We start from the raw sequence: 16664 nt of genomic DNA on the forward strand, positions 1-16664 counted from the left end.
GTCTCACAGACATCGCTGTTCCGGGCTTGACGTTTCCCGCGCATGCGACAGGTGAGCGGGATGCGCGCTGCGACCTCGCCTCGCCTGGGATACTGCTGCAAATTCCTGCCGCCTGATCGCGATCCCGCGCTGACCAAGCGAATGAACATGGCTTCGACGACGATAACGGCGCTGTCTCGCCTCAGCGACGTTCAAGCTATAGAGAAGCTTGTTTTGCTCGCGCGCCACAATATGACGGCGCTCAAGCTGCAACTATCCGACGTGGCAGCGCGGCCGCCGCTACAGCGTCTCCTCCGGATCATCAGTTCGATCCTGCCGGCCTTCAATCACCCGCTCGGCCGCCATTATCGAGAGCCGGAACTGCGGTCGATCATCGAGACTGGGCTTGCCGAGGCGGGTGCTCTCGCCCGCGCCGCCGGAATCCGGATCAGCATGCATCCCGACCAGTTCTGCGTGCTGAACGCCCGAACCGGGGCGCAGCTCGCAAACAGCCTGGGGGAGCTCGAATATCACGCGCAGGTCCTCGGCATGATGGGGCTTTCGGGCGGCTGGCACCCGAACGGCACCAGCATCAACATTCATGGCGGCTCTCGCGCCGCCGGGCTCGCGCTCTTCCGCGAGGGACTAGCGCGGCTCAGCGCAGATGCCCGTAGCCTTCTAACCGTCGAGAACGATGAGGTCTCCTACGGACTGGATGATCTGCTGCCGATTGCAGACGAGGTTCCCATCGTCATCGACTTCCATCACCATTGGATCATGAGCCAAGGCGAATATATCGAGCCCGACGACCCCCGGCTCGACATCGTCCGCGCCTCATGGCGGGGGGTGCGACCGCTTAGCCATATCAGCGTGTCGCGTGAGGCCCTGCTCGGCGATCACGATCCGGACGTCCTGCCGAACTTCGCCGCCCTCATCGCCTGCGGCATCTCGGCCCGCGACCTGCGCGGTCACTCCGATCTGATGTGGAACCGCGCGGTTAACGCCTTTGTTGGCAGGCATCTCACCTGGACGGACATCGAAGTCGAAGCGAAATCGAAAAATCTCGCCTCGGAGCAAATGGCAGCTCAGCTCGCTGACCCCATTTCCACTTGAAGGCTGCGGGACTTACCCGCCGCGCCTCTCAAAGATCAGCGTCGACAGCGGCGGCAACGTCAGATCCAGCGAATAGGGCCGTCCGTGGCTCTCCGCCTCCTCGGCGTTCACCCCGCCGGCATTGCCCAGATTCGAGCCGCCATAGATGCCAGCATCGGTGTTCAGCGCCTCGCGGTAGAAGCCCGAGAACGGCACGCCCAGTCGGTAGTTCTCGCGCGGCACCGGCGTGAAGTTCGAGACCACGACGGCGATGTCGCCGTCCTTCTCGCCGTTGCGAACCCAGGCGATGACGCTGTTGTCGCTGTCGTCGGCGACCAGCCATTCGAAGCCGCGCGGCTCGCAGTCGAGCTCGTGCAGAGCCGGGATGGCACGATAGAGATGATTGAGGTCGCGGACGAGGTCCTTCACGCCGGAATGGACGGGATACTGCAGCAGGTCCCATTCGATCGAGCTGTCGTGGTTCCACTCGCGGCCCTGCGCGAATTCCTGCCCCATGAACAGCAGCTTCTTGCCAGGGTGGCCCCACATGAAGCCGAGATAAGCGCGCATGTTGGCGAAGCGCTGCCATTCGTCTCCCGGCATGCGGCCGAGCAGCGATCCCTTGCCGTGCACGACCTCGTCGTGGCTGATCGGTAGGATGAAATTCTCGGAGAAGGCGTAAAGCAGGCCGAAGGTCAGGTCGTGGTAATGGTAGCGGCGATGCACCGGCTCCTTCGAGATGAAGCGCAGCGTGTCGTGCATCCACCCCATGTTCCACTTGAAGCCGAAGCCGAGGCCGCCGGTATAGGTCGGCTGCGACACGCCCGGCCACGCGGTCGATTCCTCGGCGACGGTCGTCGCGCCGGGTGAATGCGCGTAGGCGGTCTCGTTCATCTTCCGCAGGAAATCGATCGCCTCAAGGTTCTCGTTGCCACCATAGCGGTTCGGGATCCATTCGCCGTGCTTGCGCGAATAATCGAGGTACAGCATGGAGGCGACGGCATCCACGCGCAGGCCGTCGAGGTGGTAGCGCTCCAGCCAGAACCGCGCATTGGCGACGAGGAAGCTCGCCACCTCCGAACGCCCGAAATTGTAGATGTACGTACCCCAGTCCTGATGGAAGCCCTGGCGCGGATCGGCATGCTCGTAGAGATGCGTTCCGTCCATCTGGCCGAAGCCGTGGCCGTCGACCGGGAAATGGCCCGGCACCCAGTCGAGGATGATGCCGATGCCGGCCGCATGCGCAGCCTCGACGAAATAATGGAAATCCTCGGGCGTGCCGAAACGGCTCGTCGGCGCGAACAGCGAGATCGTCTGGTAGCCCCAGGAACCGTCGAACGGATGTTCGGTGATCGGCAGAAGCTCGATATGGCTGAACCCCATTTCCTGAACGTAGGGGATCAGCTTCTCTGCCAGTTCGCGATAGGTCAGCGAGCGGTTGTTCTCTTCCGGAACGCGCATCCACGAACCGAGATGAACCTCGTAGATCGTGGTCGGCTTTTTGCGCGGATCGCCCTGGCCGCGTTTGGCCATCCAGTCGGCATCGGACCATTTGAAGTCCGGAGCGCCGTAGAGGAGCGAAGCGGTGTCCGGACGGAGCTCCGCCGCAAATGCTACCGGGTCTGCCTTCAGGGGCAGCAGATTGCCGCCGGCACCAAGTATCTCGAACTTGTAGCGGCTGCCGATCTTCAGATCCGGGATGAACAATTCCCAGACACCGCCATCATGGCGAAGGCGCATCGCATGGGCCCGGCCATCCCAATTGTTGAAGTCCCCGACCACGCTGACGCGCCGCGCATTCGGCGCCCAGATCGCGAAGGAGAAGCCGCTCGCGCCCTCGTGAGCGCGCTGCTGCGCGCCGAGGAAGCGGTAGGTCGCATCGTTTCCGACCTCGCGAAGCTGGCGGACATCGCTGTCGTGCAGCACGCTGCCGAACCGGTAGGGGTCTTGCCGAAGCTCGGTCGCCGTGCCCCAGTCGATCTTGAGCCGGTAATCCGGCCGCTCGCGCGACGAGAACCGCGCGACGAAGAAGCCGTCCGGATGGCGCTTCTCCATAACCTCGAACACGCTCACGCCGTCATGGCTGACGACGGAGACGGCTTTCGCGCCCGGCAACATGGCGCGGACTTCCCAGAGACCCTGTGCGATCTTGTGCGGACCGAGCACCGCAAACGGATCGCCATGGCGCGCCATGACGATCGCATCCATCGCCCCCGCCGGCAGCCCGGTTATGTCCGGCCCGGAGCGGGACGCTCGCGCGGTTCCGATGTCGATCATCTCACCCATTCGCGCTCCTCAATTGCTCTCGTCGAGTAAAGACAAAACGCCCCTGACAGGCGTTCCGATCCAGTCCGGCCGATTATCTGCCTCGTAGGCGACCTCGTAGAATGCCTTGCCGAAGAGGTGCAGCCTGAGGAGATCGCGGCGCGTCGCATCGTCCTCGACCCAGATTGCCGTACCCTTCGACGTCTCATGGTAGGCCTCGACGAAGGCATGCGAGATCAGCTTGCGGAATTCCTCTGACGTCGTGTGGACCAGGTCCGCCTTGTCGCTCAGCCGCGCGCCGACATCGCTGGCCGCTGTTTCGGCGAGGTAGGCGAACGACCGTAGCATCCCTGCCACGTCGCGCGTCGGCGAGGACTTCAGCCTCCGTTCGGCCGCCGGCCGCGAAGGCTCGCCCTCGAAATCGACGATGAAGATGTCGCCTTCGCCGACTAGCACCTGACCGAGATGGAAATCGCCGTGGATGCGCGTCTTGATCGCGCCCTTCGGGTCCATCACCAGCCGGTCGATCGCCGCCACCGCATGCTCGCGCAGCGCGATCAGCCGCTGCACGTCCGCGCTTCGAGACCGTTCCGGAATGGCATAGAGAGCGGCATAGGCGCGCTCGGACTGCCGCTTGGCGTCCTCCGCCGCCAACTGCACGTCGTTGATCGTCAGCGGCTCGATGGCGAAGGCGGAGTCCTGCGTCGGCGTCGCAAACGCGATATGCAGCTGAGCCGTGCGGTGGCCCAGAATGCCGGCATAGCGGAGATAAGGCGCGAAAGCCTCCTCTAGTGGCGAAGTCGCGTCCTCCGGCAGAAGCGCGTAAGTTTCGAGTTCGCGTTTCAGCGCATCGATCGTCTGGCCCCAAGCATCGCCCTGGTTCGGCACGTATTCCTGCAGGATCGCCAGCGCGGTCGGCGTGCCGTCCTGGGCAATGTGCTCGACCGAACCGAGCAAGGCCGGCGCGTTCCGGTAACCGACCTCGGTCAGGAAGCGTCCGACCTCGACCTCCGGATGCACGCCCGGCTGGAGCCGCCGGTAGAGTTTCAGAACCGCTTTCTCGCCGAACAGGATCGAGGTGTTCGACTGTTCGCCCTTGGCGCGGCGCGGATGATCGCCGTCGTCGAAGACGAAATGCGCCTCGGCAAACTTCTCCGTCGTTTCGAAATGGATGCGTCCGCCGTCCCGGGTCGAGAAATTCGCGCCGCGCTCCAGCCCGGCCATGATCGACAGCGAGAATTCGGCCGACGCCGCCGCGTCGTAAAGCAGGCCGACGCGCGGGCCGCGTCGGACGCGCGCCAGCGAGCACGGGACGAGCCCCTCGCTTTCTTTCTCCGCGATCGCCAGAGGCAGCGAATAGATCTGCCGCTCGCCGTTCTTCAGATCCACCGCGATGCGCGGCCAGGTGAAGGTGTCCCGCCCGGCAGGGTCACGCATAACGGTGTGATCGAGCACCTCGACTGCGGCGATGACCGAGCCTTTGCCGGCGAACCAGCGCTGCAGCGGCAGGAACGACGGCGCAGCGGTCTTTTCGAATGCGATCTGCTCGCGGTCGCGGAACAGGCTGTCCGGAGTGCCCTGGATGACGAGGGTGAACAGTTCCGGCGCATGCCTGACCGGCGTGTAGTCAACGACCGGCTCGCCGAGCGAGAACCAGTAGAAGCCATAGGCGGGCAGCGTCAGCAGGTAAGGCAGCTCGCCGATCGCCGGGAACTCCGTGCCGCCGGTCAACTCCGTCGGTATCCGCCCGTTCATATCCGACAGATCGAGCTCGACCGCTTGCGGCGCGCGCGAGAAATTGGCGACGCAGAGAATGATCTCGCTGTCGAACTCGCGGATATAGGCGAGGACCTTGCGGTTCTCGGGATAGAGGAACCGCAGGGAGCCGCGGCCGAAAGCGCGGAAGTTCTTCCGGATGGCGATCAGTCGCCGCAGCCAGTTGAGCTGGCTCGCGGGGCTGCGAAGGTGCGCCTCGACGTTGACCGCCTCATAGCCGTAGATCGGGTCCTGGATCGCCGGCAGGTACAGCCGCGCCGGATCGCAGCGCGAGAAGCCGCCGTTCCGGTCCGGCGACCACTGCATTGGCGTACGTACGCCGTCGCGGTCGCCGAGATAGATGTTGTCGCCCATGCCGATCTCGTCGCCGTAATAAAGGAACGGCGTGCCCGGCATCGAGAACAGCAGCGAGTTGAGAAATTCGACCTTGCGGCGGTCGTTTTCAAGCAGCGGCGCGAGGCGGCGGCGGATGCCCAGATTGATGCGCGCTCGCCGGTCGCCGGCATAGAAGGTCCAAAGGTAATCTCGTTCCGACTCGGTCACCATTTCAAGCGTCAGCTCGTCGTGGTTCCGGAGGAAGATCGCCCACTGGCAGCCCTCCGGGATGTCCGGCGTCTGCCGCATGATGTCGGTGATCGGGTGACGGTCTTCCTGCGCGATGCCCATGTACATACGCGGCATCAGAGGGAAGTGGAACGCCATATGGCATTCGTCGCCGTCGCCAAAATAGGGCGCGGTGTCCTCCGGCCACTGATTGGCCTCGGCAAGCAGCAGCCGGTCCGGATAGGAACGGTCGAGCGCCTGGCGGATGCGCTTGATGACCTGATGGGTGTCAGGAAGATTCTCGCAATTCGTGCCGTCGCGCTCGATAAGGTACGGGATCGCGTCGAGCCGGAGCCCGTCGACGCCCATGTCGAGCCAGTAGCGCATCACCTGCAGGACCGACGCGAGCACGCGCGGATTGTCGAAGTTCAGGTCCGGCTGGTGCGAATAGAAGCGATGCCAGAAATAGGCGCCCGCCTCCGGATCCCAGGTCCAGTTCGACTTCTCGGTGTCGAGGAAGATGATGCGGGTGTCGGAATATTCCTCTCCGGTGTCCGACCACACATAGAAGTCGCGGTAGGGCGAGCCCTTCTTCGCCTTGCGCGCTCGCTGGAACCAGGGGTGCTGGTCGGATGTGTGGTTGATGACGAGCTCGGTCAGCACGCGCAGTCCGCGCGCATGCGCCTCGCGGATGAAGCGCCGGAAGTCCTTCATCGTCCCGTATTGCGGATTGACGTCGCGATAATCGGCGATGTCGTAGCCGTCGTCGCGCAAGGGCGATGGGTAGAACGGCATGATCCAGAGCGCCGTGACGCCGAGATCCTTGATGTAGTCGAGCTTCTGGGTCACCCCCTCGAAATCGCCGATCCCGTCATTGTTCGAGTCGAAGAACGACTTGACGTGGATCTGGTAGAAGATTGCGTCCCGAAACCATTGCGGGTCGCTGCGATCGATCATGGGGGCTCGCTCTAGGATCTTACTGGGGGCTGGGCGGGATCAGGCGCCAGATGACCACTGGCCGGTTGGCAGGATCAAGGGCGATGCGCTGCGTTTTGTTCCGCAGTGCGAATCGTCCTCCACCAAGCAAATCTTCGGCCTCGATCGTGGCGTGATCGGGGAGACCGAACTCCCAGAGCGGAATTTCGAAATCGACATCCTGGCGGCTCGTCGTGTCGAGGTTCACCAGCACGACCACGCAATTGTCCCGCTTCTCCGTCAGCTTCGCATAGGCGATGACGTTGTCGTTCCAGGCGTTGAGGAAACGAATGTTGCGGAAGTCCGCCAGAGCCGGGTTTTCGCGGCGGATCCGGTTCAGCGCGGCGACATGGTCGCGGATGTTGCCGGGCCGGTTCCAGTCCCACGCCTTGATCTCGTACTTCTCGGAATCGAGATACTCCTCCTTGCCCGGCAGCGGCGTGCCTTCGCAAAGCTCGAAGCCCGAATAGAGTCCCCATGCGCCCGACAGCGTCGATGCCAGGGTCGCGCGGACGATGTAGCCGGCGCGGCCCGATGTCTGCAGCGGGACCGGGTTGATATCCGGCGTATTCACGAAGAAATTCGGCCGGTAGTACTCGCCCATCTCCCCGGCGAGCTCGGTGACGTAATCCGTCAGCTCCGCCTTGGTGTTGCGCCAGGTGAAGTAGGTATAGCTCTGCTGGAAGCCGATCTTCGCCAGCTTCTTCATCATCTTCGGCCGCGTGAACGCCTCGGAGAGAAAGATCGCGTCCGGAAATTCCGCGTTCACCTCGGCGATCATCCACTCCCAGAACGGCAGCGGTTTCGTATGCGGGTTGTCGACGCGGAAGATGCGCACGCCCTCGCGCGCCCAGCAAAGGACGACGTCGCGCAGCGCGTACCACAGCGAGGGCAGCGAGCCCTTGTTGTAGAAATCGACGTTGACGATGTCCTCGTACTTCTTCGGCGGGTTCTCGGCGAATTTCAGCGTGCCGTCCGGCCGCCAGTCGAACCAGTCCGGATGATCCTTGATCCAGGGATGATCGGGCGAGCACTGGATCGCGAAATCGATCGCGATCTCGAGGCCGTATTCGTGCGCCGCCGCGATCAGGCGACGGAAGTCCTCGAACGAGCCGAGATCCGGATGCAGCGCGTCGTGGCCGCCCTCCTTCGAGCCGATCGCATAGACCGAGCCGACATCGTCGGGCGACGGCGTCAGCGTGTTGTTCTTGCCCTTGCGATTGGTCGTGCCGATCGGATGGATCGGCGGGAAATAGAGGACGTCGAAGCCCATGTCGCGGACGTAGGGCAGCTTGCGGATGACGTCCGCGAATGTGCCGTGCCGGATCGGATCGTCCGACATCGAGCGCGGGAACAGCTCGTACCAGGCCGAGAACCGCGCCGCGAGGCGGTCGGCGATCACCGCCAGCTTGCGCGGATAGCGGGTCAGATTGGCGCGCTCGGCCGACTTGCCGATGCGTAGCGCATTGAATGGGTCGAGCAGGACGGTAAGCTGCGCGTCGGAACCGTCCTCTTCCTTTTCGACCTCTTTCAGGATCTTCGACAGCGCCTTGGCGTCGGACTTGCCCGCGTGCTGCTCCGCCTTTTCGAGGATCTCGATGCCCTCGGCGATTTCGAGCCGGACGTTCTGACCGGCCGCGGCCTTCTTCTCGATCTCGCTCTGCCAGGAGGCAAAGCGGTCGCGCCAGGCCTCGATCGTGAACTCGTAGCGGGTGTTGCGCTCCAGCGGGAACGAGCCCTTCCAGCGGTCATTGTCGACGAACACCATGGGCACGCGCGCCCATTCCTTCTCGTCAGAGGCGCGATAGAGAACCTCGGCACCAACCTTGTCATGACCGTCGGTGAAGATGTCCGCCCAGACCTCGACCACATCGCCGACCACGCGCTTCACCGGTGTGCGGCCGCCGTCGAGCTCCGGCCAGACGGTCTCGATGATGACGCGGCCCTCGCCGTCCGGTTTTTCGCTTTCCGGTCTGTCCTGAGGCAGCGCGCGGGCGGACGCAAAGATGCGCACCTCTCCCGGCTGAATGGCGAGTGGCTCTCCGGGCGCGAAGCCCACCGGCTCGACACCCGGTGTCATGTCAGCGAAATGGCCGAAACCGCCGCCGGCCAGCACGATCAGATCGCCCGCTTCGACCGGTTCGGGAATGTTGCCGGTATTGGTGAGGACCAGCGTTGCATAGGAGGCCGACACAGGGTGGCCGCCGTCGATGCGCAGAAGTGCCAGAACCGGGCTGTCCGGCGCGCTGAGCCGTCGCTGCGCCCCCTCGACGTTCGCAGGCGGCAGGTCGGCGCGCAGGCGGTTCACCGCGGCGATGAATTCCGAGATGTCGACGCCGGTGTCCTCGCGGTCGGCGGGCGCCGTATTCACGACATGCAGCGCCTTGCGGTAACCCCATTCATATCCCTGCGGCATCAGCACGCCGGACGAGAACAGAGCGGCCAGCGCATAGCGCGCCTTCAACTGCCGCGAGACGAAATCCGGGTCTTCCGGCATTTCCGACGCGAGCCGCGCCATATCGTGGTTCTCGGGAAACGCGATCGACGGCGCGACGGTGCGAAGCGCCTCGTAGTGCTCCAATGCCCAAGGCGCCCTCCGGTCCCACCAGGCGAAGCTGTTGAAGAGATAATCGAAGCCAGCTTCCGCCACCGCTTTCGTCTCATCGAAGGTGCAGCCGAGCGTCTCCGCAGCGAACACGCAGTTCGGGTCGCGGGTCTTGGCGTTTGAGATCAAAGCCGTCCAGGCATCGGCCGGCACCTTGTAGGCGGCATCGCAGCGGAAGCCCTTCACGCCCAGGCCCTGGAGGTGGGCGACATAGCGGTCCCAATACTCGATCAGGAAACCGCGCGCCTCGGCTTTGTGGTAGTCGAGCTCGGCGAGGTCGCCCCAGACGGTCTTGATCGACGGGTCGATGGGATCGATCGCGTAAGGGCTCTCGATCTCGCCCTTCTCGTTCTTCCTGAACAGATCCGGCCGTTCATGCGCCAGAACGGCGTCGCGCGCGGTGTGGTTGACGACGAGATCCGTCATCACCTTCAGCCCATGCGCCGCCGCGTCCTCGACGAAAGCCGCGACCTGCGCGTCGTCGGACGTCTCGTGGCCGTCGCGGAACCGCTCGTCGAGCCTATAGGGGTCCGCCACCGCATAGAGGCTTCTCGAGCCGCCTGTCTGGTGGAACGGGTTCACATAGACCCAGTCGAAACCCATCGCGGCGATGCGCGGCAGCTCCGCCCTCCAGCCGAGCACGGTGCCGGCGAGCAGCGGAAAGAGGTTGTAGATCCGGGGGCCATGAGCCGAACCGAACGTCTTGTCCCCCAGGGTATGGTCGAAAGCGCGCGGCGCGTTCATGGAACCTTCCTCAAGACGGCGGCCGGGAATGCGGAGAAGAGCTCCCCGGCGGATAAGAAACCATCGGATTCGACTATCCGTCCGGTAACGAGATCACGCCAATGTCCGGCGGGCACCGAAATTGTCGTGTCCTCCCAGACGGATGCGTCGGGCAGACTTGCGTCGCCGCTCACCAGCCCCGCAACGAGCCGGGGTACTGCGACAGCGAGCGCATCCTGACCCAACACCCGTAAATAGGCGATGACATGCTCGGCTTTCGCCCCTTTTGAGGTTAGCGCCGAGTAACCGCCTTCCGCATAGAGCAAGGGCGTATCGGCCCGGTCGGCAAGGAGGCGAGCGATAAGAGCCTGCTTCACCGCCCCGCTCATCCAGTCGCCGAGAAGCTCGTCTGGTCTCTTTCCGGCCGCGAGCGCGGCCTCCCGTGCGCGGTAATCGACCGGCCGCCTGTTGTCGGGATCGACCAGCGAGAAGTCCCAGAATTCGGTGCCCTGATAGATGTCCGGAACGCCCGGTAGCGTGCATTTCAGCACGGTGCGCGACAGGCCGTTCAGCGTCCCGAGCCGGGCCAGCCGGTTCGCGAGCGGCCGGAACTCGGTGAAGAAATCGCCGCCCGGGATCAGCAGTTCGTCGAGGAAATCGGCGACCGCCTTCTCGTACTCTTCATCGGTGTTGACCCAGCTCGTGAAGCGCTTGGCCTCGCGCAGCGCCTTTTCGGCATAGGCCTTGATCCGGTCGCGGAACGCATCGGCCAGTTCGGCGTCGTCGCCCTCCAGCAGCTCGAGCGGCCACGCTCCAAGCAGCGCCTGCAGGATCATCGCCTGGTCGTTGCCGTCCGGCACCTCCTCGCCGTCGATCCGGCCGAGCATCCCCTCCACGACATCGCGCCAGTCGTCGAGCGCGCGCGCCCATTCGTCCGGCAGTTCCGACAGTGCAGTCAAACGTGCCCGCGCATCCTCGCCGCGCTTGGTGTCGTGCGTCGCCGTCGCGATCATCGCGTTCGGCCAGCTGTTTGCCCGCGCCTCGTTCAGCGCGTGGAACTTCTCGACCGGAATGCCGAAATGGTCCGGATCGCCGCCGACCTCGTTCAGGGAGATCAAACGGGCGTACCGATAGAACAGCGTGTCCTCCAGCGACTTGGCCATCACCGGGCCGGTCAGTTGCTGGAAGCGGCGGCGGAACCGCGCGACATCCTCCGGCGCCGGCCGACCCGGACCCGACGTATCGATCTCGCCGGTCAGCGCCGCGCCGATGAAATCATGCACCGAGCGGTCGGGCAGGTTCGACCAGCGCTTGGCCTGCCTCAGCGTCTTCGCCAGTAGCGCCACATCCGCGGGCTCCGGATTGCCGTCGGGGCCGATATAGGTGCGGTAGACCGGGAAGCGCGCGATGATCTCGACCAGCGCGCGCAGGATCGCGAGGACGGGATAGTCGCGCGTCTTCCGGTCGGCGTTCGCGACGCGTTTGAGGTCGGAGACGAGGACGCCGAGTTCGCTCGCGAACGCGGTCTCGACGATCTCCTCCTTCGCCGCGCGAAGCTGGGCCCCGTAACCCGCATCGAGATCGCTGATGTCCTTGTAGATTGTGTCGAACCGCTCGACGTTTCGTCCATCGACGAAGACGCCGTCGATCTGGTTCAGCACGTCGTAGCCGGTCGTGCCCGCCACCGGCCAGGGCCGCAGCTCTTCGCCCGGTTCGAGGATCTTCTCGACGACGACATAGAAGCCGGGACCCACCGCATCCTGCAGCGCCCGGGCATAGCCTTCGGGGTCCGCGAGACCGTCGATATGGTCGATGCGGAGACCCTGGATGCGATCCTCGCGCACCAGCCGGAAGATCAGCTCGTGCGCCCGCTCGAACACTTCGGGCTTCTCGACGCGGATGCCGCCGAGCGAATTGATGTCGAAGAAGCGGCGGTAATTGATATCGCTCGCCGCGACCCGCCAATGCGCGACGCGGTAGTTCTGCTCTTCCAGCAAGCGATGCAGCGAGCTAAAGCTCTCCGGCTGGCCGGCGATGCCGTTCATCAAGGTCACGGCACGTTCCAGCGCCGTTTCGACGTCCTGCGCCTTCGCCGCCACGACAATGCGCTGCTTCAGCGCTTCCGCCTCCTCGGGGAAGCTGGCGCGGCGCTCCGGCGCCGTTTCGAGCGCCATGGCGCGTAAACGCTCGCTGACGGCGAGGATCTCGGTGCGTCCTCCGTTCTTCTCGTCCGGCAGGGCCGCGAGCGCGCGGTCGAGGATGTCGGGATAATTCAGCGGGCAGATCGGCAGCTTGTGCTCCCAGTGCCAGACCGCGAATTCGCCCTTCTCCGCATCGAAGGTCAGCTTCAGTTCGCCCGCTTCCAGCGCGTCGCCATAACGATTGCCGAGGAACGGCACGACGAGCTTGCCGCCGGCACCCAGCCGGTGCCAGTCCACGTCGAACGTGCTCGCGAGCGGCGAGGCCTCGCCCCATTCCAGCACCGACAGCCAGGCCGCATTGTCCGCGCCGCCGACGCCCATATGGTTCGGCACGATGTCGAGGATCAGCCCGAGATCGTGTTCCTTCAGCGCATCTGAGAGGCGGACGAACGCTTCCTCGCCGCCGAGTTCGACGTTGATCGTCGAATGGTCGACGATGTCGTAGCCATGGGTCGATCCCGGCCGCGCCTGGGCGATCGGCGAGGCATAGACATGGCTGATGCCGAGCCTTGCGAGATAGGGAACGATCTCCACCGCATCGTCGAAGGTGAAGTCCTTGTGGAATTGCAGTCTGTAGGTCGCAAGGGGCGGCGGCACGGACAGGCCGCTTACATTAGGGCGCGCGCCGCGGCCCTCCTCCACGAGGGCCGCCGCGAGCTTGGCGAGTTGGCTTCCTGGAGCGACGAGGTTCTCGACATCGACTGAAAGTCGCCGCTGCCAGTTCGGATGCCCCTTGTCGAGGCCGGGCAGATTGGCCTGGTTGAGCTCGCCCGCCACATCCTCGAACTGGATCGAGGTCAGCGCGGAGGAGGTGCGGGCGAGATAACGGACGCAGGCTTCGAGCGGCGGTTCCGGGGGCGGAGTCGGATCGCTCAGGAGGCCCTGCTCGACCAATGCCTCGCAGAACTGCCCGATCTCCCGGCGCCGCGCCTCACGCTCGCGCTCCGAGGTCTCGCGGTCGAACACGCCGAGCGTCTGGCGGAGGTCGACGTCGAGTCCGCGCCACCAACCGCGCAAGGTCGGCAGATCGTGCGTGGTGAAGACCGACAGCGCGTCGCGCGGAAACGTGTCCGGCTTCTTGAACCGGCCGTCCTGCTCGCGCTCGAAGTAGATGACGCGATAGCTGAACAGCCCCGCTTCCATGATCGCATCGGAGAAGCCTTCGGGCGCGGTGCCGAGGTCTTCGGCGATGACGAGGCATTTGTGGCGGTGGCTCTCCAGCCGAAGGACCGCGAGCAGCGCCTCGAACGGATACGAGACATAGGCGCCCTCGGCCGCCGACCCGCCCGGCGGGATCAGGAACAGCCGGCGAAGCTGAAACGCATGGTCGATGCGGATGGCGCCGGCGTGGCGCATGTTCGAGGTCACCAGTGCCCGGAATGCCGCGAGACCCTGACGCTCCAGCGCCAGCGGGTCGAACGGCGGCAGGCCCCAGTTCTGCCCTTGCGGCCCGAGCGGGTCGGGCGGCGCACCAACCGAGAGCGTCTGCGAGAAGCGCTCCGGCGCCGCCCAGACCTCGGAACCACCGCGATCGGCGCCGACAGCGAGGTCGCGATAGAGTCCGACCATCATCCCGGAGTCGCGCGCCTTGGCCGAGGCCGAGGCGAACTGCATGTCCGCCTGCCATTGCAGCCAGGCATGGAAGGCGATTTCCTCCCGCTTCTCCTCGCGGAAGAAGGCGACGACATCCGAAATGGGCGACTGGAAATCCTGCGGCCAGTCGCCGGTCCACCAGCGCCCCTCGGCGCGGAAATGCTCGGCCAGCGCCTCGAACGTCGCGTGCAGTTCGAGCTGCTCGCCCTGCTCCGCTCGGAATGCGGCGAACCGGTCATCGTCCGCGCGCCTGGAAAAATCCTCGAACAGCGCATCGAGCAAGGGCCGCTTCAGTGCCCAGACCGCCTCGTGATCGACGAGCGTGCCGGCGCGAAGCTTCTCCAGCTCACCGGCATACTCCTCGCTCTCGTAAAGCGATGCGGCCTTGCTCCCGGCGAAACCCTCGATCGCGGTCGGATCGATGTGCAGGCTCTCGAGGAACAGCCGCGATGATGGCGAATACGGCGAATATTTCGACCGGTCGGCGGCGAAGAGAGCATGCAGCGGAGACAGACCGAGGAAGCTCGCGCCGAGCGCGCCGGAGCCGGTCGCCGCTTCCGCGATATCGGTGAAATCGCCGATGCCCATATTGCGCGGTGAGGTCAGTCCATAGACCTGCGCGGTGACGCCCCAGAGCTTCGCACCATCGGCGATCTCGTTTGGCGCCCAGCAGCGCGGCTGCGCGGAAATCAAAGTCGCCGAAGCCTTCGCGCCGCCGCTGGACGCCTCGAGCGCGTAGTAGCCCGGCGACAAGGGCGGCAGCGTGAACCAACCGTCCTCGATACCGGCCCTGCCCTCGCGCACCGTGCCGGCCTCGTCGATCAGCCTCCACTCGACCTCACCCGCCTGCGGATTGCGGACCGGAATTCCACCCGGCTGGCCGGAGGTCACGACCGGCAGCGGCGGTATCAGCCCGCACCTGAGCGCCTCGACGAGCGCCAGGCTGTGCCGCGCTTCGCCAACCGTCGCGGTTGGCAGGCCGAAGCCGTCCAGCACCGCCTGCCGGGATTCCGGCGAGGTCCGGACGTATTCCCCGGTCTGCCCGTAATAGCCGTCGGCGATGCCGACAAGGTCCGAAAGTCTGGCCAGCAGTTCGTCCCTGTCGCTCATGCCCCGCCCTTGATAATGGTTCCTGTCCAGCGCGGCAGGTGCACGCTCGTCCCCGCGACAACGCTATCGGTGCTCCGCCACAGAAGCCGCTCGCCGGGCGCGAGTTCCGCTTCCAGAACGTCGTCGCCGAAATTCGCAAGCAGTCTCAAGCGCCCGCCATCGAACAGCCATTCGACGGCGAGCGCCATATCGTGCGGCACTCCGTAACTGCCGCCGCGGAACCGGGTCTTCAGAAGTGGAACGATCTCCTCGGCGCGGATCCTCAGCAGATCCTTCGTCTCCGCCCGCGAGGTCGCATGCGGCTTCCTGTGCACCTCGTCCCAGTCGATCCGCGACCGCTCGAATGTCTTCGGGTCGGTCGGATCCGGAACGCGATCCTCATGATCCTTGAACGCCTTGAACTTCTTGAACTCCGCCCGTCGCCCCTCGCGCACGGCTTTGGACAGGCCCTTGTCGTCCGAAAAGTCGACGAAGAACTGGAACGGCGTGGACGCATCCCAGTCCTCGCCCATGAACAGCATCGGAATCTGCGGCCCGAGCAGCAGCGCGGCGCGCGCCAGCTTCAGCTTCTCGGCCGGTACGATATGCGCGAGCCGCTCGCCGAGCGCGCGATTGCCGACTTGGTCGTGGTTCTGCAGGAAGGCGACGAACGCCTGCGGCGGCAGGTGCCCGGAAGCCTCTCCCCGCTTCTTGCCGAGATGCCTGGACTGTTCGCCCTGGTAGCAGAACCCCTCGGCCAGCGCCCGGCCGAGCTTCTCGACCGGGCTGTCGGCGAAGTCCTCATAATAGCCCTCGTCCTCGCCGGTCAGCAGCGGGTGCCAGCAATTGTGGATGTCATCGGCCCATTGCGCCGTGTGGAAATGCGGCTTGCCGTTCGTACGCTCCAGCCAGCGCGCCTCGTTCGCCTCGTTTTCGAGGATCAGGTGGATGTCGCGGCCCGGAAACGCTTCACGCACCCGCCGCGCCAGCTCGTCGAGGAGATGCCGCTCGCTGTCGTCGAGGATCGCATGCACAGCATCGAGCCGCAGGCCATCGAGATTGTATTCGTCGAGCCAGTAGAGCGCGTTGTGAACGAAGAAGTCGCGCACGATCTCCGCGCCCTCGCCGTCGACATTGATCGCCGCGCCCCAGGGCGTGTGGTGCCGCTCGGTGAAGAACTTTTTCGCGAAGGCGTGAAGATAATTCCCTGACGGTCCGAAGTGGTTGTAGACGACGTCGAGCAAGACCATCAGGCCGTGCTTGTGAGCGGTGTCGACGAAGTGCTTCAGTTCGTCGGGCGTGCCGTAGGCGGCGTCGGGCGCGTAGATCAGTACGCCGTCGTAGCCCCAGTTCCGCTTGCCCGGAAAATCGCCGATCGGCATCAGCTCGATCGCGGTGACGCCGAGATCGGCGAGCTCCGGCAGCCTTTTCTCCAGCGAGGCGTACGTACCCTCCGGCGTCGCGGTGCCGACATGCACCTCGTAGATCACTGCCTTTTCCCAAGGCCGGCCGTGCCAACCGGGGACCGTCCATTTGTAGGCCGCCGGATCGACGACCATGCTTGCGCCATGCACGTCGTCCGGCTGGAAGCGCGAGGCCGGGTCGGGCACGGTCAGGTCCTTGCCGATGCGATACTGATAGCGGCTGCCGGCCTTGGCCTCCCGGACCGTCACCTCGCGCCAGCCGTCGCCGGCATCGGGCAGGTCGGTCTCCCGCCCGTCCACCACGAGCGTCACGTGCTTCGCCGTCGGCGCCCACAATGCGAACCGCACGCCGTCATCAACGATCTGCGCGCCAAACGGCATTGCGTGCACGCGTGGCAT

General features: G+C 64.9%; 6 protein-coding genes. 1 reads left to right on the forward strand and 5 read right to left on the reverse strand.

What is annotated here, in order from left to right:
* The first annotated feature begins 60 nt into the window (after positions 1 to 60).
* Positions 61 to 1092 (forward strand): apurinic/apyrimidinic endonuclease family protein, encoded by a 1032-nt coding sequence (locus ACFPFW_RS05890; RefSeq protein ID WP_379769822.1) that lies wholly within the window; start codon positions 61 to 63, stop codon positions 1090 to 1092.
* Between the two features lie 12 nt (positions 1093 to 1104).
* Here ACFPFW_RS05890 and glgB read toward each other — a convergent pair whose 3' ends face one another.
* The 5 genes from glgB to treZ are packed head-to-tail and all read right to left on the reverse strand — an operon-like array spanning position 1105 to position 16664.
* Positions 1105 to 3348 (reverse strand): 1,4-alpha-glucan branching protein GlgB, encoded by a 2244-nt coding sequence (gene glgB, locus ACFPFW_RS05895; protein ID WP_379770001.1) that lies wholly within the window; start codon positions 3346 to 3348, stop codon positions 1105 to 1107.
* An 18-nt stretch (positions 3349 to 3366) separates the two neighbouring features.
* A complete protein-coding gene (gene treS / locus ACFPFW_RS05900) occupies positions 3367 to 6612 on the reverse strand; it encodes a maltose alpha-D-glucosyltransferase (RefSeq protein ID WP_114957034.1) in 3246 nt (1081 codons plus the stop codon).
* A gap of 19 nt (positions 6613 to 6631) precedes the next feature.
* Positions 6632 to 9979: a maltotransferase domain-containing protein gene (locus ACFPFW_RS05905; RefSeq protein WP_114957035.1), complete on the reverse strand. Its 3348-nt coding sequence runs from the start codon at positions 9977 to 9979 to the stop codon at positions 6632 to 6634.
* Positions 9976 to 14862 (reverse strand): malto-oligosyltrehalose synthase, encoded by a 4887-nt coding sequence (locus ACFPFW_RS05910; RefSeq protein ID WP_114957036.1) that lies wholly within the window; start codon positions 14860 to 14862, stop codon positions 9976 to 9978. The genes ACFPFW_RS05905 and ACFPFW_RS05910 overlap by 4 nt, the downstream gene beginning before the upstream one ends.
* The gene (gene treZ / locus ACFPFW_RS05915) at positions 14859 to 16664 is read right to left on the reverse strand and encodes a malto-oligosyltrehalose trehalohydrolase (protein WP_114957037.1); all 1806 of its coding nucleotides are present in this window, start codon (positions 16662 to 16664) and stop codon (positions 14859 to 14861) included. The genes ACFPFW_RS05910 and treZ overlap by 4 nt, the downstream gene beginning before the upstream one ends.

This window comes from Flaviflagellibacter deserti, from assembly GCF_042652085.1.
Taxonomy (GTDB): domain Bacteria; phylum Pseudomonadota; class Alphaproteobacteria; order Rhizobiales; family Methylopilaceae; genus Flaviflagellibacter; species Flaviflagellibacter deserti.